Here is a 22643-nt window from a genome sequence, read left to right as displayed (position 1 = left end):
CGCAAGCGGGGCCGTTGGCTATCGCAGGATCAGCGCGCGCCCGGCTCGGCGAAGCGGGTCATCCAGTCTTTAACCTCGTTGTACCAATAAATGGAGTTATTTGGCTTAAGGATCCAGTGGTTCTCATCGGGGAAGTAAATCATCCGCGACTCAATGCCCTTGCTTTGCAGGGTGCGGAACAGCTCAAAGCCCTGGCCCACGGGGACGCGGTAATCCAGCTGGCCGTGAATAACCAGGGTTGGGGTTTTGAACTTGTCGGCGTGGTAGTGGGGCGAGATGTTTTTGTAGATCTCGGGGTTTTCCCAGTAGCCGCCAAAGCGGGTGCCATGCACGGCAAAGTCGGCCGACATCTGCGAGTACATGTTGTACACCGCGGCATGAATAAGCAGCGCCTTGAACGGATGCTCGGTGCCGAGCAGCACTGACGTCAGGTAGCCGCCGTAGCTGGCACCGCCGGCCACCATGCGCTCGGTATCAATCCAGGGCTGAGACTCAAAGTATTTGGTGGCACCCTGAATATCCGCCAGTGGCTTGGTGCGCCAGTCAGGGTTGATGGCATCGGCAAATTCCTGCCCAAAACCGCTGGAGCCGTGGAAGTTAGGCCAGGCGGTGACATAACCCCAGGACGAAAAGGTCTGGGCATTCCAGCGGTAGCTGAACGAGTCGCCAATGGCGTTGTGAGGGCCGCCATGTATAAGCAGGAACAGCGGGTACTTCTTGCTCTTGTCAAACCCGGGTGGGTAGTGCACCCACATCTGGATGTCTTTGCCATCGGCGCCCTTGTAGGTCACGGATTCATAGTGACCCAGGTCGGTTTGCTTAAGCAGCTCATCGTTGAAATTATCAAGGCGAGTGGTTTTGCCGCTTTTTACATCCACAGTCACCAGGTGTGACGGATAGAGGAAGCTTTCGTTGGTGGCCACCAGGGTGTTTTTGTCGGCAATGGCCGGCGCGCCAAAGCTGGTGTCTTTGGTGATGGCCCTTGGCTTGCCGGTTTTGGCATCGATTTGATACAGGCGCTGGGTGGCGGCGTCATCAATGCTGCTGAACAGGCTCTTGCCGTCCTGACTCCAGATAAAGCTGCCCAGTGAGCGATCCCAGCCATCGGTGAGGGACTGCAGTTTTTTACTGCCGATGTCGTACAGCATAAGCCGTGCCGTGTCGGCATAAAAACCCTGAATATGCTGGCGGCTGAAGGCGAGGGTGTCGCCATCGGGGCTGAAGCTTGGGCTGTCATCCGGCGCCTTGTTGTCCGGCGTCAGGTTGTCGGCCTTGTTGCTGCCGATGCGGGCGAGGAACAGGTCGATATTGGGGTCAACCTGATTGTCCCAGCCGTTGGAGGTAAAGGCGATGTACTTCTCGCTGGCATCGATATCGTAGTCAGCTGAACTTTGGCTTGAGCGTGGCAGCTCGCGGCCAAGTGGCTGGGTGATGGCTTCGACCACGCCACCGCTCTGGGCGATACGGAACACATGGGCCTGACGGTTTTCGTCTATCCAGTGATCAAACTGGGAATAGGGCAGAGCGTTCCACTGACGGGCAGAGAGCTTTTTGTCTTTATCCGCCTTGATTTGGGCTGCCATTTCTTCCCAGGTTTTTTGCGGCCACACATTGGCAATAAAGTAGAGGTGCTTGCCGACCCACTTGATGCCATACACGCCGGTGGGCACTTCGGTCAGGCGCTGGGCTTCGCCCGGGCCTGTCATCGGTAGCAGATAAATCTGACCGGCATCGTCTTTGTCGCGCTTGCTGACAAAGGCGAGGGTGCTGCTGTCGGGGGAGAACACCGGCTCGCTGGCACCGAGACCCTCGGCGGTGATAGGGCGCTGCTTGTTGCCATCGCGGTCAAACAGCCACAGACGGGTATAACCCTTGTCTTCTTTCACATCGAAACGGGTCACGGGCGCGATGATGTACTGGCCGCTGGGTGACACCACCGGCGAGCCGACCCGCTCCAGTTGCCACAGGCGCTCGACGCTGAGCAGCCGCTCGGATGTGTTGGCATCCGTGTTGGTTGTTGCTGCGTTGGTTGCAGGCGTGCTGGTGTCGTCGGCCGCGTTTGACAGCAGCGGAAACAGACACAGCGCGGTTAGTAAATGGATTTTATTCATGCAATGGGCTCCAGGATTGCGCTATCCACAGTCGTTGGGAATTGACCTTCTGCCGAGGTTTTCCTCTCAATGTCGTCCTTTCTATATCGTCTTTTCTATATCGTCTTTTAACTTAGATGCGGTGGCGATATCCGCCTGGCACCACCGCAAGACTTGCCTTTTCAGGGAAGCTGCTAACAAGTCCTTCCCTAATTACCGGCTGGCGCCGGATAGGTTAAAGCGCACTTACCTTACGACACTAACCTTTAACTGTCATTAATCCGGCTGAGGCGTTTGAGACGCTTAGTTGTCGGTTTGGCGGAGATCAAGGCTGCATTTTGCTTTACAAAGGTTGACGGAAAACGGTGAGCATAGTCACAGAAATCGAAAGGGTTAAAGTGAATAAGTTTCGGGGGTGTAACAAATAAGCTGTAAATAAAGGTTTGTCATACGGTAATTAACCCGTTCATACGCGGATTTCATGAGTATTCGCATCGCAATTTTAGTGATTAAAAGCTAATTTATGGCTAAAGAGTTAGTTAATTTCTTAATGCTAAATCTTAAGAATGATTTTTAATTTATTTTTAACAAATATCTCGTTTCAAATAGGGTTGATTGTTAAGTAAATGATGCATTTTAAATTAAAAGCTCATTTTATTCATGTGGTTGCATTCTGCTTGTATTGTTTAATTAATGTTTAATTTGTAACTCTTTCATCTGCATTTGTAACTCAATATTCCGGTGAGTTGTTCGTTTATTTTTTTCATGGTTTATTTTTCGAGCGGAAACTCCGTATTTATAAAATGAAAGTCAAGGGAGATTGACTATGTTTAAAATAAACAAATTGACGCATGCAGTTTTGATTGGAACCTTGGGAAGTGCAGCCTGGTCCGGTCTGACACCAGCATATGCCGCCGACGAAGAAAATACCGAAAGCACTGCCAAAGATGCCTCGGTGGAACGCATTCAGGTTACAGGCTCGCGCATGCGCGGCACCGATCTGCAGGGCTTCTCGCCGGTGCAAACCGTGGATGCCAAGGAAATTGACTCATCCAGCGTGGCCAACATTCAGGACCTGCTGCTGAAGAACCCGGCGTTTGGTTCACCGGCCATCAGCCGTACCAACTCCAACTTCTCTACCTCCAGCGCCGGTGTGGCCACCGTGGACCTGCGTAACCTGGGTACAGATCGTACGCTGGTGCTGGTGAATGGTCGCCGCTTTGTATCCGGTATTCCCGGCAGTGCAGCGGTGGATTTGAACACCATTCCTACTCAGTTTATCGAGCGGGTCGATATCATGACCGGCGGCGCGTCGGCTGTGTATGGCTCTGATGCGGTAGCGGGTGTGGTAAACATCATCTACAAACAAGAGTTTGAAGGTGTTGAGTTTGATGTGCAGGGCGGACAAAGCGCCGAAGGCGATGCCGAAGAAAACCAGCTGCAGTTTACCATGGGGACTTCGTCGTCCAACGGTAAAGGCAACATCATGATCCACGGTGCCTATACCGATCAGGGCGCCGTATATTCGCGTGACAGAGAGCGCTCTGCCGTCGACCAGACCTCATTGGGCGCGCAAACCGGCAAAGCCGAAGATATGTTTACGCCGGTTCGCCCCTTCTACTCCAGTTTTGCGCCGCAGGGCCGTTTCTTTGCCGGTGATACCCAATTTACCTACGATAAAAACGGCAAGCTGATTGAAGGCTGGTCTACTAACGGCTCGGCCACCCGTGAGGCCAACGGCTTTAACCGTAACAACTATCGCACAATTGCGATTCCGGTAGAGCGCTATCTGCTGGCGACCAGCGGTAAGTATGAGTTGTCTGAAGGCTGGAGCACCTTCATGGAAGGTACTTACGCCTCCTCCCAGACCCAGACTGAACTCGAGCCGTTTGCACTGTCGTCGGAAGATTTGTTCCCAAGCACCGGCGGCCAGTTGCCAATTGAGTTTCTGGTGAACCAGGGCGGCAAAGATGTGATGGTGCGTAACCCCTTCGTTCCGGATGCGGTATTTAATGCCGCCACCGACACCGACGGTGACGGTTTCCGTGACATTGGCTTTACCCGCCGTATGACCGACATAGGTAACCGCGGCAATATCGCCGATCGTGATACTTTCCGTATCGTTGGCGGTGTTGAAGGTGAAATTACCGATGGCTGGTATCTGGATGCCTTCTACAACTACGGCGCCACCAAGGAGTCGCAGGTGTCGAGCGGCCAGGTGAACGTGCTGAACTTCAAGCATGCACTGCAGGCCTATAAGGATGCCAACGGCAATCTGATGTGTATCGATGCCGATGCCCGCGCCCAGGGCTGCGTGCCGGTAAACGTGTTTGGTGCCGGCAGCATTACCCCCGAGGCCGCTAAGTACATCAATGCGCCGGGCATGCTGTCGACCTTTACCTCACAAAAAGTGGCTGGTCTTAACGTTAACGGCGATCTGTTCGATTTGCCTGCGGGCAGTGTCGGTCTGGCGGTGGGCGCCGAGTACCGTGAGGAGTTTTCCCGCTCTGAGTTTGACCCGCTGCAGCAGGCTGGCCTTAACGCCGGTAACGCCATTCCGCGTACCGAAGGCGGCTTTGATGTGATGGAATATTACACCGAGGTAAACGTTCCGCTGCTTGCCGATGTATTCCTGGCTGACCAGCTGAATCTGCGCGGTGCGGTACGTTTCTCTGACTATTCCACCGTGGGTAACACCACCAGCTGGAACGTGGCACTGGACTGGGCGCCGATTGAAGAAGTGCGTTTCCGTGCTATCCGCGCCGAATCGACCCGTGCGCCAAACATCAACGAGCTGTTCTCACCACCAAGCCAGGATTATCCATCTGGCCTGACTGACCCCTGTAACGGCGTAACCGCCACCACAGCGGGTGCCGCCGCTGAGGCGTGCCGTAAAGATCCGCTCATCATGGCCAACATTCAGGCCAATGGTGCCTTTACCCAGACCCAGGCCGACTTGCAGGGCATCAGTGGTTATAACCGCGGTAACCCGAATCTTGACCCTGAGACAGGTAAGTCCTGGACCTTTGGCGTGACTGTGTCACCTGAAAACATCGCCGTGCTGGAAGATTTCGACTTCAACGTCGATTACTTCGACATTGAGATTGAAGATGCCATCGTATCTACGCCGCGCCAGTTTATTCTGGATCAGTGCTATGGCGGCGGCGACACCAGCCTGTGTCAGTTCGTTACCCGTCGTGGCCAAACCACAGGTAACAACAACATAGGTACATTGGAATACATCGACTCAGGCGTGTCCAACAGCGGCGGCTTTGCCACCTCAGGTGTGGACGTGGTGGTGAGCTACTCCAAGGATCTGGGTGATTACGGTCTGACCGGTCAGGCCAATGCCCGTCTGTCGTACACCCATGTGATTGAAGGTTATGCCATTCCGCTGCCCGGCTCTGAAAAAGATCCGTTCGCTGGCGAAGTGGGCGCGCCGGAAAACAAGTTCTATCTGTCGCTGGGCTATCAGTGGGAAGACCTGACCGTGGCGTGGAACACCACCTTCATCGGCGAGTCTTATCTGGATGACAGCTTCCTGACCAGTAAGAAACTGGCACCTGAGTCAGTGAGTGTGGGCTCTGTGACCTATCACGACCTGAACGTGGCCTATCAGCCATTTGATGTGGCCGAGTTCTACATCGGGGTGAACAACCTGTTTGATGCCGATCCTGCGCCTATCATCTCAGGTCTGCCGGGCGCCGATACCGGCGTTGAAACCGATGCCGGTACTTACGATGCCATTGGCCGCCGCTACTACGCCGGTGTGCGCTTCAAGTTCTGATAGCACATTGCAGTAACTGCGTATGGAAAAGCCCGGTTCGCCGGGCTTTTTTATGCGCTTTGCCAAATAAGCCCTGTGGGTTTGCGTTATAGGTGCCGCACTGCCTGTCGTTATTGATGCCGTGTTTGTGTTGGTTTTTGGCATTTTATCCCTTGATTGGCATGCTTTTTGGCGGTTGCTGTGGAACAAACTTGGGCCCATGGCTTTTGTTTTGTATCTGATGGTGTTACAACTGCATGGACTGTGTAACAGCATTAGAAATCTCGGGGAGCTAAAGATGAGTTTTATTAAAGAATTCAAAGAATTTGCAGTAAAGGGCAATGTGGTGGATATGGCCGTGGGTATCATTATTGGTGCTGCATTCGGTAAAATTGTGTCCTCTTTCGTGGGTGATGTGGTGATGCCGCCGATTGGTATGCTGCTGGGCGGTGTGGATTTCAGCGACTTGGCGGTGGTGCTGAAAGAAGCAACCGAAAATACCCCGGCTGTGCTGCTTAAGTACGGCGCCTTTATCCAAACCGTGATTGATTTTGTGATTATCGCATTGGCGGTATTCGTGGGTATCAAAGCCATCAACACCTTGAAAAAGAAAGAGGAAGCGGCTCCAGCTGCCCCTGCCAAGCCGTCAGATGAAGTGGTCTTGCTGCAGGAAATCCGCGACCTGCTGGCCAAAAACAAGGCCGATTGAGTGCAGCCCTTGGGCATTAAGCCGCAAGCATAACGAACGGGAAGCCAAGGCTTCCCGTTTTTATTGTGCTTATGATAGCTGCGCCGAATGCAGTGGCGGCGCTTATCAATCGGCTTCGTTTTGATAATCCACGCAAATGAATTATGCGACCTAGGTTTGATTTTTAACATTGTAAGTCAATAGTTTACATATTTGTTTTCACTTAAGTATCGCGGCATCTGCTAGGATTTTGCAGGTCAATGTCGGGGCTGCTTTGCGCTATCACGCCGGCAACATCTACTCATGGAGGAAGGGAAATGAAAACATTGTCTGTTTGCGCCGTGGTTGTAACGGCCACCCTGGCCGGGCAGGTCTTTGCCGGTACCGGCGCGATGCAGGATGCGGCAAAGATTGCCGAGGGAAGTGGATCCCCTGTGGTGGTTTATACCGCCAAAGAGTTTATTACCATGGATCCCGCCAATCCCCGCGCCGAGGCGATTGCCGTGCAGGATGGCCGCATTCTGGCCGTGGGCAGCAAGGCCGAGGTGGGCAAGGTGGTTGGCCCGGATGCCAGGCTGGATAAATCCTTTAATGGCATGGTGGTGATGCCGGGCTTTGTCGAAGAGCATGTGCACCCTGTGCTGGCGGCACTGACAATGAGCAGCAAGGTGATTTCCATTGAAGATTGGGATGCCATTGATGGCTTTTCGCCAGCGGTGCGCGAGCCCAAGGAATATGCCAAGCGCCTCGCCGCGGCGATTGAAGAATTCCGTCAAACCAATAACGGCAAGCGTAAGGCGTTTGTCACCTGGGGTTATCACCACTACATGCACGGCAAGGACTTGTCGCGCAGTTATCTGGACAAGCTGGCGCCGGATTTCCCTGTGGTGGTCTGGCACCGCTCCTGCCATGAGGTTTTCCTGAACTCGGCAGCACTGAAACTGGCGGGCATAGACGCCGCCTTTGTCAGCGCCCAGGGTGAGGGGGCTCAAAAGGCCATCGATTTGGATCGCGGCCATATGTATGAGCAAGGCTTTTTCAGTGCACTGACTAAGCTGGCACCCTTGATGGCAACCCCGGAAATCTTCAAAGAAGGGCTGGAGTTCAGCGTTGACTACTACCACCAAAACGGCATTACCACGGCATCAGAGCCGGGTGGTGTGGTCAGTAAGCCGTTGCAGGAGCTGGTGAACTCTGTGTACAGCCCGGCGGCAACTCCGTTCAACCACTACTTTGTGGTGGATGGTAAGTCCATGGCCAACAGCTTTGGTACTGAGCCTGCACGTATGCTGGCCGAAACCGAGCGGGTGATGTATTGGGGCGAAGGCCGCACCCGCTATCTGCCCAAGCAGATTAAGCTTTTCAGCGATGGCGCCATTTTCAGTCAACTGATGCAGATGAAGGACGGCTATGCCGATGGCCACCATGGCGAATGGATTATGGAGCCCAAGAACTTTGGCAAGGCGTTCGATACCTATTGGGACGCGGGCTATCAGCTGACTATCCACAACAACGGCGATGCGGGTTTTGATATGGTGCTGTCGTCCCTTGAAGAGGCGATGAAGCGCAATCCGCGCAAAGATCATCGCACCATGCTGTCGCATTTCGGCTTTGCCCGCCCCGAGCAGGTTAAGCGCTGGATTGAACTTGGCGGCATTGTGTCGTCCAACCCCTACTATGTGACGGCGCTGGCAGGCCGTTACGGCACCATGGGTATGCGTGAGTCGGAAATGCCGAACATGGTTCCCCACGGCGATGTACTGAAGTGGGGTGGCTCGCTGTCGTTCCACTCGGATATGCCGATGGCACCGGCCAAGCCGATGCAGTTGGTGTGGGCGGCGGTAAACCGGGTGACCTATGAAGGCGATGTGGTAGGCCCCGAGCACAAGGTGCCGCTCGATGAAGCGCTGAAGGCCATCACTATTGGTGCCGCTTATGCTATTCAGCAGGAAAACCGTATCGGCTCACTGGAAGTGGGTAAGGACGCCAACCTGACCATTCTGGAAAAGAGCCCGTTTGAGGTGCAGAGCGCCGAGCTTAAAGATATCCGCATTTGGGGCACCATGCTCGAAGGTCGCTTGCAGCCTGTGGGTAAAACCCCGAAGGCGGCTTCGCAGCAAGCTGATGCGCCCACCGACGTCGCCCGCTTGCAGAACGATATCACCGACAAGCTGGTCAGTGTGCTTGAGCATAGCCACAAGCAAGAGCACGCGAGCCATTGATAAGCCCTTGCGGCTGGCGCGCCTTTTATGGCCGCCAGCCTGATTGAGGATGCGGGCTGCCCGGACTCTCTTCACATCTGGCCTGTTCCAAAGGCCAGATGTGTTTCATCGTCAGCCTGTTTCGTTTCATCGTCAGCCAGTTGCCACTCTAGGTCTCTTCACTAACGCAGTTTTTGCCGGAAATGCGGCTATAGCTACGGCAATGCCCGCGAGCGGCGCCGGAATCAGCCCGTTTCGACATCGCAAGCTAAACCCAATGTATTTGTTTATCTAATAATCACTATTAGGTTCGGCTTATCGTTCTTCGCCGCTGGGTTACCTACAATGGCCTCACTTTCGCAAAACGACGTGTTTATACACCAAGGAGTGAACCATGAAAAAGTCAATGATTGCACTGGCACTGATCGCTGCAACTTCTTATGCCAACGCTGCTGCACCTGAGAGTGGCTTCTATTTCGGCGCCGGCGCAGGCCAGACCAACTTCAATGATGTAACCACCGAAAGCCACTTGAAAGACGGTGAAGACACAGCCTGGAACGCGGTTGCAGGTTATCAGCTGAATAAATATTTTGCCGTCGAAGCCGGCTGGCAAGACCTAGGTACCCTGAACGATACCGACATGCGTGGCGCAGCCGCCCACGGCCAGAACATCGAAGTGAGCGGTGCGACGCTCGGCCTGGTGGGTACCCTGCCACTGTCTGAAAAATGGTTTTTGACCGGTGAGGCCGGTGCCTATCAGTACCACCTCGAACACCACATGGCCGCCGACCATTATGTCAGCGCCACCGATACCACCCCTTATGTGGGTGCCGGTGTGGGCTATCGCATCACCGACAATATGGATGTTACCGCCAAGTACCGCCGTTTCACCGACATAGATGAAACTGCGTGGAACACGGCGCAGATGGATGCCGAAACCGTTGGCGTGCAGCTGACTTACCGCTTCGGTGCCAAGGCGACCCCGGTTGCTGCTGTTGCCCCGGTAGTGGAGCCAGTACCTGAGCCAGTAGCGCCCAAGTACGAAACCAAAGTAGAAAGTGCCAGTGTCGCCGTGCTGTTCGGTTTTGATTCTGCCACCCTGTCAGGTGAAGGTCAGGCCAAGCTTGACCAGATTGTGACCCTGTCAAAGCAAAGTGATAAAGACACCCTGGTACTGATTGGTCAGGCCGACAGTCAGGGCGACAGCAGCTACAACCAGCGTCTGTCAGAAAAGCGCATTGCGGCCGTGTCTGATTACCTGACCAGCCGTGGCGTAGAGGTGGTGTCTATTGATACTCAGGCCGACGGTGAAAGCAAGGCCCAGGGCCAGAGCATCAGCGAGCGTCAACTGGATCGCCGCGTGATTGTCACCCTGACCTCTGAAAAGCAAGTTCAGGTAGCGCCATAAGCTGCTGACACAGTTTAGGGTGAGGTGACAGCTCACCGGATGCGAAGCCCGGCCCTTCGGGGCCAATTGACCGGCGTGGGAAGGTGTCCAGTTCATAGCGTTTGTTTAAAGCTACTATGTTCACTCCCCCGGTCGCCTCTCTCCGACAGAACGTCGGTCAAGGCCCGCAAAAGGCGTTGTCAGTTGAACCCGGGGCCCGCAAGGGCCCTTTTTCATTCTGGTAAAGTAAAAGCCCGCATCAAATGACGCGGGCTTTTTTGTGTCTGGTGCTGCCGCTGAGTGCTGAAATAGCTTGGGCGGTGCAAGCTCAAACTCAGTCCGGCAGCTTGAGCAGCTGCACTTTGCTATTTTGGGCTTCATCTTTCTGGGCTTCGGTGTTTTCTGCTTCAGGGCTTTCGGGATACTTGTACATACAAGCATCAAAAGCCGGCGTTGCCAGCAGGCGCTCGAGCCATTGGCGCAGCGCCGGGTAGGGCGCAGTGGCAAACCAGTTGCTGTCCACCGCCGCAAACTGGCGTACAAAAGGAAAAATCCCGATATCAGCCAGGCCTGGCTTGTCACCGAGCAGCCAGGGCGTTTGCAAAAGCGACTGCTCAAGCTCGGTCAAAAACTCGCCTGCCTGCTCGCGATAATATTGCTGGCTGTGCTCAGGGTGGCGGTCGAAATACTTGTACTTATCAAGCCAGGGCTTGAAGTCGCTGTCGTTTCGTTTGATAAGGGCGAGCGCGGCCGCCTCATTGGTGCGAAGTTGAGCCTTCATTGTCGAGTCTGCCGTTTGCGCGCTTGCCCACAGCATTATCTCAAGGCTCTCGCACAGTGCACTGCCATCCGGCATCAGCAGTACAGGCACAGTGCCCCTGGGATTGGCCGCAACCAGCGCTGCTGGTTTGGCTTTAAGGCTTATCTCCAGCACCTTTACCTGCACCCGGCAGAGAATAAGCGCCATCCGGGCACGCATGGCATAGGGGCAGCGGCGAAAACTAAAGAGTAGCGGCAGCGAGTGATTCATTGGATAACGCAACTCCTGGTTTGAGTAGCTGTTTTGAGTGGCTATTTTGGTTTTGAATTGGCAATTTTTATTGCCTGTTTTGAGAAGGCAAAGGTTTTATGTTACTCATTCCAAAGGTGATAATCTTGGTTTAGCTTGCGAGCCTGCTCCCCGGCGTGCCAAGTCGGCCCTGCTGTGACAAGGTCACCCATAAACCCCGGAGGTTAATGTGGCGATAGTCAGGCGCAATAATGTAGCACAGGGGCAAGCTTCTCCCGAGCCGCTTTCGATGATAAGGACTGAATGACGCCGTCATGGCCTGCGATAACTGCACATCTTCTGTTTTCCGGCAAAAGCTTGGCCGCTGCCGTCAATGCATGCTGATGCTGAGCGGCCTTTGCCTTGTCGGCTGGCCTGTTTGGTACTGGCTGTTTGCAGATAATCCCCGCAGCGTCGGCGCGATTGCGCTGCTGTTCTTTTGCCTGGCATGGAGCGGGCTGCTTGGATTGCATGGCATCGTCTGGCTGTGGCGCCGGGTAAACGGCCGGGACTGAGCTGCCTGCTATTGAACTAATTGCGCCGAGAATGTGCTCCCGAAATGCGCTCCTTTATATGAGCTTGCGCCTGATGAACTTGTGCATGATGCGCTGAGGAATGCGCTTGTGGCCGTGGTATAACAGCCGGGATTGTTGATCGGCATCCCTTTAAGGAGAGTTACATGACCCGACACCTTGATTGCTGCAGCGCCGCTGGCTTGATAGCAATTCAGAGGACCAGAGTGTTGCCTGTAATGCTGTCTGCCGTGTTGCCAGCTCTATTGTCGATGGTGTCGCTGATTGTGGCACTTGCAGTACTGCTTGTTTCAACACCCACCCGAGCTGAAGTTTTTCGCTGCATAGGAGCCGATGGCAAGGTGAGTTTTCAGGACAACATATGCCGCGCGGGCGAAGTTGAACACAAGGTCGATATGACGGACAAGCGCCGTCATCCGCAGCTTAAAGCCACGGCTCCAAGCAAGTCTCTGCCACCGGGGGCAGGCGCGCGTGTAAGCCGCGAGAATTTACTCGGGCTCTGGTGCGCCTTTGCCCAAAGCAAAGATGGCAAGAACCGCTATCAGGACGATGACCCCGCCATGTGGCATTTTAAGGATTACCGCCAGCTTTCTTACAGCCTGAAATCTGCCTATAACGCCGAGCAGGAAGTTTTCAGCGACTATCGCCTCGATGGGGTAAAAATCCTGTCGCAAAATAAGCTGATAGGTGATTGGGAAGTCACCGAGTTTAACGGCAGCACCCTGACCCTGTTTAACGGCATTGGCTATCAGTATCTACGCAAGGGGCCGTGTTTTTAACTCTCAGTTTGGGCCGTTATCACCTATCAAAAAGGCGCCATCAGGCGCCTTTTTGATAGGTGCTTCCACAACGGGCTCAGTGACCGCACAGTTGGCGCTCGCAGGGAATGCCATCACGGTCACCATCCATTTCGGTGCCGGGACAATTTGCGAGATAAAATTCTGCTTCTTCACAGGAGCGCATCTGGCTGCAGTGGGTTTTCCCTTCGCAGCGAAAGGCGGGCTCTGTTGATGGCAATTCTGCAACAGGCAGCATGTATGCAGGCTGCTCCGTTGGTGGCGCTAGCCAAAGCTGCAACAGCGGGAGAATTTTGGGCGCCGCAAAGCCAACCACAGCGGCTAATGCAACCCACTTTATTAACCCGGTCAATACATTGTTGCCGGACTTATCGCGGCCTTTGGGCTGGCTTTTGACAGCAACCCCTTCAATTCTGGCAATGGCGGCGCGGGCTTTGCCATCAGGCTGCACTTCGGTTTGAAACAGAATAACGTCACCGACTTCTGGCGGCCTTGCCATCTGTTTGAGTACCGAAATGTGAATAAACACATTGGGCGCATTTTCCCGTTCAGGTTTGATAAACCCAAAACCTCTGTCGGCTTGCCAACTGACCAGCGTTCCCCGTTGCATGTTCGTTCCCTGATAAAGTTTCGGATTGACTGCCTGTCCCCGAATGGAGCGCAGTATGGTAATTGCGTGTCCTTGCCTCAATCATCAACAACGCGGGCATTGGACTGCGGCGCTACTTTACGAAGTTAACATTTGCCTTACAAGAAAATTTTGGCCGGAGTTGGGGTCGTTGCCATTTACAACTTTTGACTGCAATAGCAGGAATTGCCAGCTTGCTCCCATTGTCAGGCGCATCGTGCTTGCTATCTTGCTTAAGTAACCGAATTCGTGGATAGAAACTGACAAGGAACCTGCATGAAACCTTCATTGATTGCCGTTGCCATCGCCTTTACTGCATTCGGCGCTGGTGCCACCAGTCCGGCCAAACCTATGGCCGATTTGATTTACGTCGGTGGCGACATAGTGACAGTGAACGACGCCCAGCCCGAAGTCGAAGCGCTGGCGGTTAAAAATGGCAAAATTCTCGCCCTTGGCAGCAAGGACGAGGTGATGCGTCTTAAGTCTGCCGATACGGAAGTGGTCGATTTGGCAGGAAAAACCCTGATCCCGGGCTTTATGGATGGCCATGGCCACGTATTCAATACCGGCATTCAGGCGCTGGCGGCCAACCTGCTGGCTGCGCCGGACGGTGACGTGAAGGACATCGCCTCGCTGCAGCAAACCCTCAAAGACTGGTATGGCAAAGCGGAAAACCAAACCCATGGGGTGATTCTGGGTTTTGGTTATGATGATTCGCAGCTGGCAGAAAAGCGCCATCCTACCCGTCAGGAGCTTGATGCGGTAGCAAAGGATGTGCCCGTGCTGATTATCCATCAGTCAGGCCATCTGGCGACCTTCAACACCAAGGCGCTGGAGCTCGCCGGGTTTTCTCCCGACAGTAAAGATCCGGAAGGCGGCAAAATCCGCCGTGAAGCCGATGGCAAGACCCCCAACGGCGTGCTGGAAGAAATTGCCTTTTTCGGCGCGCTGATGCCGATGTTTGCCAAGCTCAAGCCGGAAGAAAACGAAGTCATCTTCAAAGCCGGTATCGAGTTGTATGCGAGTTTTGGTTACACCACAGCCCAGGAAGGACGCGCCTCTCCTTCTGCGGTTGAGACCATGTACAACGTGGCCAAAACGGGCAAGTTAAAGCTGGATGTGGCGGCCTATCCCGATATCCAGATGGCACAAAGCGTGATTAAAGCGCCGTATCTTTCTGATGTGTATATGAACGGTTTCCGTGTTGCCGGTGCCAAGCTAAACCTGGATGGCTCACCTCAGGGCAAAACCGCCTGGTTGACTGAGCCTTATCTGGTGCCACCTGAGGGCCAGAAAGCGGGCTACAAGGGCTATGCCAGCATGAGCGACGAAGATGCCGCCAAATACGTGGAGCTGGCACAGCGCAATGGCTGGCAGTTGCTGACCCACGTAAACGGTGATGCGGCCATCGATCAGCTGATTAAAGCCGTTGACGCCAGTGAGAAAAAACACGGTAAAGCCGACCGGGGATTTGTTGCTATTCACGCGCAAACCGCCCGAAAAGATCAGGTTGAGTCCTTCAATCGCCTCGGCATTTTCCCGTCTTTCTTCCCGATGCACACCTTTTACTGGGGCGACTGGCACAGTGACTCGGTACTGGGTAAAGAGCGGGCATCACACATTTCGCCCACAGGATGGGCCCGTGAGCTTGGGATGATTTTCACTTCCCACCATGATGCGCCGGTTGCGCTGCCAGATTCGATGCGGGTTTATTACGCCACCGTGAACCGTATCAGCCGCACCGGCCGCGAAATCGGCCCGGATCAGCGGGTTACCCCGCTAGAAGGCCTTAAGGCACAAACCCTGTGGGCGGCGACCCAGTACAAGGAAGAGAAGTCCAAGGGCTCGCTGGAGCTTGGCAAGAACGCCGACCTGGTGGTGCTGTCGGCAAACCCGCTGAAAGTGAAGCCAGAAACAATCGCAGACATCAAGGTGGAGCAAACCATCAAGGATGGCGTGACAGTGTACAGCCGCGCCAGCGCCCAGCAAACCGCGTCCAAGAGCTGCGCAGCGTCCGACAAGTGCGCCAAGGTGGCCAGTATTGCCATGATAGGTGCAGGCATGCTGCACCACTCCCATGACTAGCCATCACGACTGGCGTTAACCCAAGGCCCCGCAACGCGGGGCCTTTTTGTTGACAGCTGTTTCTTTAGAAAGCGGCTCCACTGCGGGCAGATAGCGCTTTTACCGGGAAACCTCGACTAAAGATTGAACACATAGCTTGAGTGGTCTGAGCAGTTTGGCCATAATCGGGTATCACCCATTAACGCCAGCGGCTGCTTACGCCGAAGCGCGCCTTAAGCTAAGGGCTCGTTTCGTCAGGAAAAAGGATGTTTCGCCTCCACCATATTCAAGGTCATATTCAAACCATTTATCTTGCCGAGCACCCACAGGGGCTGGTGCTGCTGGATGGTTGCTGCCGCGCCGACGTGGCGACCGTGTGCCGCTTTATCCGCGAAGAGCTTAAGCTCTCCCTTGGCGAGCTTAAGCTGGTGGTGGTGACCCATATGCATCCCGATCATGCCGGTGGCGCACATGCCCTCAAGCGCAAAACCGGCGCCCGTATCGTTGCCGCCGATGTTGCCGGTGACTGGTACCGTGGGCTCGATGGCATCGCTATGCACCTTACCGACATGGCGCTGGCGGCCTGGGTGGCCAAACGCATGGCCAAGCCGATGCGTTGGCTGTGGTATTCACGCCGGCTTCGTGCCGATGTGCTGCTGGGTGACGATACTCGTCTGCCCGGTTTCCCCGAGTGGCGGGTGTTTCACTGCCCCGGCCACACAGACCGGGATCTGGCGCTTTTGCACGAAGACTCCAGCTGTATGTATGTCGCTGATTTACTTGTGCGGGTGAAGGGGCGCTACATTCCGCCATTTCCGCTGTTTTATCCCAATCGTTACAAAAGCTCGCTGATGAAACTCAGGGTGCTTGCGCCAAAGCAGGTACTGCTGGCCCACGGTGGGGTGGTGACGCTGGAGGAGATTGAGCTTGAGCGGGTACTTGAGGAGGCGCCCACCGTGCCCATGACCCACTGGCGTTCTGTCAAGGCCAAGCTCAAGCAGATTATTGGGTAACCGCCGCAATTTCCTTAAGGCTTGCACAGGCTCAGCTCGCCAGCCATGATGGTGCTTGCCTTCCTGCAGCAAAGCCTTGCATCCGGGTTAAAAAGGACAGAGCCAATCAGAAGAGGGCTGCCAGTGCGCACATCCCATAACACCTCCAACATGGCAGCCGCCATGGAGTCCAGCCCCTTTTCCATCGCCGAGTGGCGCGCTATCAATCTGGCAGCCCAGGGCCTTCTTGCGCCGCCTGCGGATGTTGCCGCCTGTGTGCGACAGCTTGGTTATGTGCAGATAGATTCGATTCAGGTCGCGGCCCGCGCCCATCAGCATGTGCTGCACAGCCGCATGGCCGATTTTACGCCGGCGGCGCTGGATCAGGCGCTGGCACACAAACGCATTTTCGAGTATTGGTCACACGCAGCGGCGTATTTGCCGATGGACGATTATCGCTTCAGCCTGCCGCGAAAACTGGCGCTGCGGGGCGGTGACCGCCACTGGTTTGAGAAAGACAGCCGGGAAATGCAGCGGGTACTTGAGCGCATTCGCGCCGAAGGTCCGCTTAAGGCGGCCGATTTTGAAAGCAAGGGCCATACCTCCGGCCCCTGGTGGGATTGGAAACCGGCCAAAAAAGCACTGGAGCAGCTGTTTATGGAAGGCGAGCTGATGGTAGTGCGCCGCGACGGCTTTCAGAAGGTGTTTGATTTGACCGAGCGGGTGTTGCCAGATGGCATCAGCGCCGAGCCGCCAACGCCGGCTGAGTATGCCCGCCATCTTATCCGCGGCTATCTTAAGGCCCACGGCCACGGCAGCGCCAAATCGATTTGCTACCTTCGCAGTGGGATTAAGACCGAGGTCAGCGCCATGCTCAATGAAATGCGGCTGGCGGGTGAACTTGAAAGGTTTCGGCATCAGGGCGAGGAGGTGTATTTCAGCCCGTCGCTGACAGTGCCAGAGTTGCCGGACAAGGTATGGCTTCTCAATCCATTCGATAACCTGCTTATCCAGCGCGGCAGGCTTAAGCAGTGGTTTGATTTTGATTATCAGATTGAAGTCTATGTGCCTGAAGAGAAACGCCGCTTTGGTTACTATTGCCTGGCCGTGCTGTGGCGTGACCGCTTTGTCGGCCGCCTGGATGTGAAGGCTGAGCGTGACAAGGGGCTGCTGCGCTTAAAGCGCCTGACACTCGAGCCCTGTGCCTATGACGATGATGGCAATCTGCTTGGGTTTATTGAGCCCATGGCGCAGGCCATTAACGAGTTCTGCCGTTTCAATGGCCTCAGTCGATGGAAACTTGAGGCGGCGAGTAACGCTACGCTTAAGCGGCATTTTTCGCGCCAGGTGTGGGTCTAGCTGTGGCCTGCGGGTTAAGCCAATACAGCAGGTAACTGATGATTAAGGATACTGCCCGTGAGGCCATGGATTTTGCCGCGCTGATTTTCTAAAATCAGCGCGTTATTGTTACTGCCAAGACCGTTATGAATATCACCCTGGAATTGACCGGCGATGGCTCCCACACCCTGGTGAATACGGAGCTTGATGAGAGTTACCACGTCTTTAAAGGCGCCCTGACCGAATCCATTTATGTCTACATAGATGCCGGCATGGCTGCGCTTGGCGAATATCTGTTGCCTAAGGGGCAAACCCGGCTGCGCATCCTTGAAGTGGGTTTTGGCACCGGCCTTAATGTGCTGCTCACGGCGCAAAAAGCCCGCAGGCTTGGGCTTGATGTCAGCCTTACCACCCTTGAGCCTTTTCCGGTTCCGGCTGAGCTTGTCACGTCACTTAACTATTGTTCGCAGCTCGCAGCGCTTGGCGGCTATGGCAGTCATGATGAGCTGGCATCTCTGTTTAACGCGCTCCATTTGGCGCCCTGGGATGAAGCCTGTGAGGTGGGCGGCCTTAGTCTTCGTAAAATCTGTGGCAGGCTTGAACATCAGCAATTTGCTCCCGGCAGTTTTGATCTGGTGTATTTCGATGCCTTTGCCCCGAAAAAGCAGCCAGAGCTGTGGGCGGCAGCTAATTTCACATCGATTTTCCAGTGGCTTAGCGACCAGGGACTGCTGGTATCTTATTGCTCCAACGGCCAGTTCAAGCGCGACCTCAAGGCCGCCGGGTTCAGGGTTGAGAGTTACCCCGGCCCCATGGGGCGACGCCACATGACCCGGGCGTGGAAGGGGCTGTACATCCCCTGCTGAGCCTTGCGGCTTAACGTAATGCTTACAAATGTAAAAACCTTGCAAAGCCGGTTCTCAGTGAAGATGAGAATCACTACCATTTGTCGCCAAGTTTGATTGGGATCTTTATGGTCCCACCGCTAACTGGTGAAAGGAATCCATATGCAAGGCCGATTTACTCCAAGCCGTCTCGGGCTGCTCATTCCCGCACTGCTGGTGCTGCCGCTTCAGGCGCAGGAAGCCAACAGCAACGCTTCCCAACAAGATACTGCCAGCATTGAAAAGCTGCAGGTGTGGGGCACTGAAGTACGCTCCTCTTCTCTTTATCTCGACAGCGAAGCCCTGGCGGCCCGTCAGGCCGACCATATCAGCGATCTGCTCAGGGTGATCCCCGGGATCGACGTGGGTGGTGCCCATTCGCTCAATCAAAAGATCACCATCCGCGCCATGGACGACCGGGATCTGAAAATAAGCATCGATGGCGCCAGCCAAAATAGCTACATGTTCCACCATATGGGGAACCTGCAGATCCATGCCGACATCTTAAAGGCGGTGGATATCGACGTGGGAACCAACTCGGTGGTAAATGGTGGCCTCGGCGGCTCGGTCAGATTTGAGACCAAGGACGCCCGCGATCTGCTGGACGGCAATGAGCGCTTCGGTGCCCGCGCCCAGTACAGCTACCACAGCAATGATGCACGCAACTATGCGCTGACAGCGTACGGCCAGGCCACCGACAGCCTGGATTTTCTGGCCTATTACAACAGAGTCGACAGGAACAACTACAAGGTGGGCGGCGGTGAGATCACCGATGAACATGGGGTAGTCATTCCCGGTACCGATGGCAGGGTGCGAGGACTCGCCGGTGAGTTGGATGACCTGTTGCTCAAGAGTGGCTGGGATATCAGCGATAATCAGCGCCTGAGCCTGAGTTTCGAGCGCTATCAGGATGAAGGCGATTACTCGGCGCGGCCGGATATGGGGCTGGCGACGGATCTGGCATTCGTAGCCAAAGGCTTGCCGCTGACATTCCCGACCCGTTTTAGCCGCGATACCCTCACGGCCCACTACAACGCCGAAATTGGCGACGGTGGCCGCGTGCGTTTAACCGCCTATCGGAACGACTCTACCCTGATACGCGACGAAGATGCCTACCGCAGCAAGTGGCCGGACTGGGCGGCTGAGGTGACCGGCGATGCCCAAAATACTGGCATCAGCGCCCTTGTTACCCAAGAACTCGGTCAGGACATCCGCCACCAGTTTACCTGGGGCGGCGAGTGGAACGATTATGAAACCCACTATAGCCGTATTGGCGATATCGCCAATGAGTCATCGGCCGAGACCATGGACTCGATGGCGCTGTTTGTTGAAGACAGAATACGTTTTGGCGAGAGTTTTAGCCTTATCCCCGGTCTCAGATACGAGCGGGCCAATCTGGATGCGGTGATTACCGATAACAGCTTCGATAATCTGGGGATGGCGCTGGCGCTGGAATATCGGTTGATTGAACCGCTGCTGCTGCGCGCCTCGGTGACAGAGCTGTTCAAGGCGCCGGAAATCGGTGAAGTCTTTACCGGCGCAGGGCTTGGCGATAAGCCAAACCAGGATATCAAGGCCGAAACCGGTTCCAACTCAGAGCTGGCATTCGCTTATGCCGATGAGGTGTTGGGTGCAGACCGCTTCTCCCTCGGGCTGACCCTGTTCCGTACCCTGATAGATAACTATATCTACGACTATGCCGGTCGCGGCCTGCGGGATAATGTCGGCGACCTGAGCAACGAAGGCGGCGAGGCCTATGTGGGCTATCGTTTGGGTGACTTCGATGCTCTGCTCACCTATTCGGCGTCTGATTCCAGCCTCGATAGCTTCCCCGAATACGAAACCAGCTTGCCGGACGGCTCGCGTTTGTATACTGAGCAGGGCGATACCCTGAGCCTTATGCTGGACTATCAGTTGCCTGTATGGGACTTGAGTCTGCACTGGGAGTCGCAGTGGGTCGATGATTTGCCACAGGGGGCCGATATCGACGGCGCCAGCCTCAGCAATGCCAAGGCCGGCTTTGACGTGCACAATGCGTCGCTGCGTTATTTGCCAAGTGGTTCACTGGAAGGACTGGCGGTGACCTTCGGGGTGGATAACCTGTTCGATGAGTACTATGCCTCTCAGTCGTCACGCACAGGGGTGAGCTTGCATCCGCGTTTTGGCGAGCTAAGCCTCACCGATTACGAGCCGGGCCGTAATATCAAGCTCACAGTCTCTTATGACTTTTAACCGCTAGGCGCGGCTATCGAATGAAAGGGGGCCAGTGGCCCCTTTTGCTATTCCTGTGCTCGCAGCAGCTGGTGGAATACCTCGGCGGTAACGGGTTTGCCGTACAAAAATCCCTGAGCATAATCACAGCCTTCGTCGCGGATAAAACTCTCCTGAAACGCGTTTTCCACCCCTTCAGCTATGACCGCCAGCTTGAGTTTGTGGGCCATGGCGATAATGGCGCGGGTCAGCTCGCGGTTTTGCTCGTTGAACTCAAGGTGGCTGACAAAACTGCGATCGATTTTCAGGGTATCAAAGCTGTATTTTTGCAGGTAGCTCAGCGATGAATAGCCGGTGCCGAAATCGTCCAGTGAAATGCTGACGCCAATGGCGCGCAGCGCCGCAAGACTCCCCTTGGCATGATGCTCATCCTGCAGGAGTATGCCCTCGGTAATTTCCAGCTCCAGACTTTGCGGCGGTACCTGGTACAGCCGTAGCAGGTCTTCAATGTGCTCGACAAAATGCCGCTCGCGAAACTGCAGCGGTGAAATATTGATGGCGATTTTGAAGGGCAGCTCGGTCAGCTTGAACCAATGAGATGCCTTTTCCAGCGCCTGATGCAGCACAAAATTGCCTATCTCGATGATTTGGCCGTTACTTTCGGCCAGTGGAATAAAGCGGTCCGGTCCGACATTGCCAAGCTCTGGGCTGTGCCAGCGCAGCAGCGCCTCGGCGCCGATGATTTTGCTGCCCTGACGCAGGCTCATCAGCGGCTGGTAATAAACCTCGAGTTCATTGAGCCGCAGCGCATCCAGTAAGTGCGATTCGAGCAGCAAGCGCTCGTTGGCCGCCTTTTGGGTTTCGGTGCCGAAAAACGACACCATGGCCCCTTCTTTTTTACAAATACTCATGGCGGCACTGGCGCGCTGCAGCAGGCTCACCGAGTCGCTGGCATCCATGGGGAAAATGGCGACCCCAAGATGGGTTTTGACCGTGATGCTGTTGTTATTGACGTTAAATGGAATGGCGCAGTCGTGCAGCACCCTGTCTATCACCTGTTCTGCATGGGGCAACCCACGGGGATGGCGCGCGGCAAGCACAAACTCAACCCCGGCGATACGCGAAAGGATCCAGTCTTCAGGCAACTTGACGCTGAGGCGCTGGGCCAGGCTGACCAGCATCTGGTCGCCGGCAAGGTATCCGTAGCTGTCGTTGACTGATTTGAAGTTTTTCAGCCCAAAGTAAATCAGCGTCAGCTGCTCGTCGTCGCGGATTTTGGGCAGCAGCCCACGTAGCCTCTCGGTGAGGGTGGCGCGATTGGGCAGGTGGGTCAGGGGGTCGAAGCTGCGGTGAAACTCCAGATGCCCTTCGGCGGCGGTGCGCTGTTCTATCTCTTTAAGCAGGCGGGCGCTGAGCTCGGCGAGACTCTGGGTGCGCTCCCGCACTTTTCGCTCCAGTTCTTCATTGAGTGCCTGCACCTCGGCCTTGTGATACAGCACCTGCAAATGGCCCTCAATCGCCGACTGGAAGCGGCCGAGCAGGGCATAGGTGCGCTCGCTGAAATGGCGCTCTTTACTGTCGAGAATACAAATGGTGCCGAAGGGGGAATTGTCGGGCCAGTAAACCGGCAGGCCGCAGTAGCAAATCATACCCAGTTTGATGTCGGGGTTTTTGTCCCAGTTAGGGTCATTCAGGGCGTTGGGCACCACCAAGGGGCGGCGTTCGCGAATAACGGTTTCACAATAGAGGCCGTGCCCGAGCGAGTCGCGGGCGTGGGGCGCGTAGGGGTTGCCCTGACTCTTGCTGCTGATAAAGACTTCGATATCGTGCTCGTGAATGCGCATGATGAGCGCGGCCGGGCATTCGGTGATATCGGCGACCAGGTCAACGATTTCTTGCCAGCCATCAACCATCGAGGCCGGAACGGTTATGGTGCGGGTATCAATTTTTGCCATGTGACAGTGCTCAGCAGCCGTGTTTTTACACAATTGTGTTTGTTAACCCTATTGCAACATC

The 22643-nt window shown here is 55.1% G+C and carries 15 protein-coding genes; 11 read left to right on the top strand and 4 right to left on the bottom strand.

The window, feature by feature from the left end; translation table 11 throughout:
- Positions 1 to 29: 29 nt before the first annotated feature.
- Positions 30 to 2111, bottom strand: a complete 2082-nt coding sequence (locus tag KJI95_RS05275; protein ID WP_250885566.1) for a S9 family peptidase — start codon at positions 2109 to 2111, stop codon at positions 30 to 32.
- Between the two features lie 850 nt (positions 2112 to 2961).
- Here KJI95_RS05275 and KJI95_RS05270 point away from each other — a divergent pair.
- The 4 genes from KJI95_RS05270 (at position 2962) to KJI95_RS05255 (ending at position 10153) form a co-directional block, all read left to right on the top strand.
- Positions 2962 to 5877 (top strand): TonB-dependent receptor domain-containing protein, encoded by a 2916-nt coding sequence (locus KJI95_RS05270; RefSeq protein WP_250885565.1) that lies wholly within the window; start codon positions 2962 to 2964, stop codon positions 5875 to 5877.
- Between the two features lie 277 nt (positions 5878 to 6154).
- On the top strand, positions 6155 to 6565 hold the full coding sequence (gene mscL, locus KJI95_RS05265) for a large-conductance mechanosensitive channel protein MscL (RefSeq protein WP_214506081.1): 411 nt from the start codon (positions 6155 to 6157) through the stop codon (positions 6563 to 6565).
- A 296-nt stretch (positions 6566 to 6861) separates the two neighbouring features.
- On the top strand, positions 6862 to 8766 hold the full coding sequence (locus tag KJI95_RS05260) for an amidohydrolase (RefSeq protein WP_214506080.1): 1905 nt from the start codon (positions 6862 to 6864) through the stop codon (positions 8764 to 8766).
- Positions 8767 to 9139: 373 nt separating this feature from the next.
- Complete coding sequence (locus KJI95_RS05255; RefSeq protein ID WP_214506079.1) at positions 9140 to 10153, top strand: OmpA family protein; 1014 nt, start codon at positions 9140 to 9142, stop codon at positions 10151 to 10153.
- A gap of 313 nt (positions 10154 to 10466) precedes the next feature.
- Here the strand turns inward: KJI95_RS05255 and KJI95_RS05250 are convergent, their stop codons facing one another.
- Positions 10467 to 11162 carry a glutathione S-transferase gene (locus KJI95_RS05250; RefSeq protein ID WP_214506078.1) on the bottom strand — a complete coding sequence of 232 codons (696 nt, stop codon included), beginning with the start codon at positions 11160 to 11162 and terminating at the stop codon, positions 10467 to 10469.
- Positions 11163 to 11455: 293 nt separating this feature from the next.
- On the opposite strand from KJI95_RS05250, the gene KJI95_RS05245 reads away from it, so the two are divergent.
- The gene (locus tag KJI95_RS05245; protein WP_214506077.1) at positions 11456 to 11695 is read left to right on the top strand and encodes a DUF3624 domain-containing protein; all 240 of its coding nucleotides are present in this window, start codon (positions 11456 to 11458) and stop codon (positions 11693 to 11695) included.
- A gap of 164 nt (positions 11696 to 11859) precedes the next feature.
- Positions 11860 to 12492 (top strand): DUF4124 domain-containing protein, encoded by a 633-nt coding sequence (locus KJI95_RS05240; RefSeq protein WP_214506076.1) that lies wholly within the window; start codon positions 11860 to 11862, stop codon positions 12490 to 12492.
- A 76-nt stretch (positions 12493 to 12568) separates the two neighbouring features.
- Here the strand turns inward: KJI95_RS05240 and KJI95_RS05235 are convergent, their stop codons facing one another.
- Positions 12569 to 13120 (bottom strand): excalibur calcium-binding domain-containing protein, encoded by a 552-nt coding sequence (locus KJI95_RS05235; protein WP_214506075.1) that lies wholly within the window; start codon positions 13118 to 13120, stop codon positions 12569 to 12571.
- A gap of 294 nt (positions 13121 to 13414) precedes the next feature.
- Here KJI95_RS05235 and KJI95_RS05230 point away from each other — a divergent pair, with 294 nt between their 5' ends.
- From KJI95_RS05230 to KJI95_RS05210, 5 genes are all read left to right on the top strand, one after another.
- Positions 13415 to 15223: an amidohydrolase gene (locus tag KJI95_RS05230; RefSeq protein WP_214506074.1), complete on the top strand. Its 1809-nt coding sequence runs from the start codon at positions 13415 to 13417 to the stop codon at positions 15221 to 15223.
- A gap of 245 nt (positions 15224 to 15468) precedes the next feature.
- Entirely contained in the window at positions 15469 to 16215 is a 747-nt protein-coding gene (locus KJI95_RS05225; RefSeq protein ID WP_214506073.1) for an MBL fold metallo-hydrolase, read from the top strand.
- Positions 16216 to 16377: 162 nt separating this feature from the next.
- Complete coding sequence (locus KJI95_RS05220; RefSeq protein WP_214506203.1) at positions 16378 to 17553, top strand: winged helix-turn-helix domain-containing protein; 1176 nt, start codon at positions 16378 to 16380, stop codon at positions 17551 to 17553.
- A gap of 125 nt (positions 17554 to 17678) precedes the next feature.
- Positions 17679 to 18398: a tRNA (5-methylaminomethyl-2-thiouridine)(34)-methyltransferase MnmC2 gene (gene mnmC2, locus KJI95_RS05215; protein WP_214506072.1), complete on the top strand. Its 720-nt coding sequence runs from the start codon at positions 17679 to 17681 to the stop codon at positions 18396 to 18398.
- Between the two features lie 141 nt (positions 18399 to 18539).
- Positions 18540 to 20648 (top strand): TonB-dependent receptor domain-containing protein, encoded by a 2109-nt coding sequence (locus tag KJI95_RS05210; RefSeq protein ID WP_214506071.1) that lies wholly within the window; start codon positions 18540 to 18542, stop codon positions 20646 to 20648.
- A gap of 47 nt (positions 20649 to 20695) precedes the next feature.
- On the opposite strand, the gene KJI95_RS05205 is transcribed toward KJI95_RS05210, so the two are convergent.
- Positions 20696 to 22582: a bifunctional diguanylate cyclase/phosphodiesterase gene (locus KJI95_RS05205; protein WP_214506070.1), complete on the bottom strand. Its 1887-nt coding sequence runs from the start codon at positions 22580 to 22582 to the stop codon at positions 20696 to 20698.
- Between the last annotated feature and the right edge of the window lie 61 nt (positions 22583 to 22643).

It is taken from the genome of Shewanella jiangmenensis, assembly GCF_018596335.1.
Classification (GTDB): Bacteria; Pseudomonadota; Gammaproteobacteria; order Enterobacterales; family Shewanellaceae; genus Shewanella; species Shewanella jiangmenensis.
This window is presented reverse-complemented; position numbering and strand designations above follow the sequence as displayed.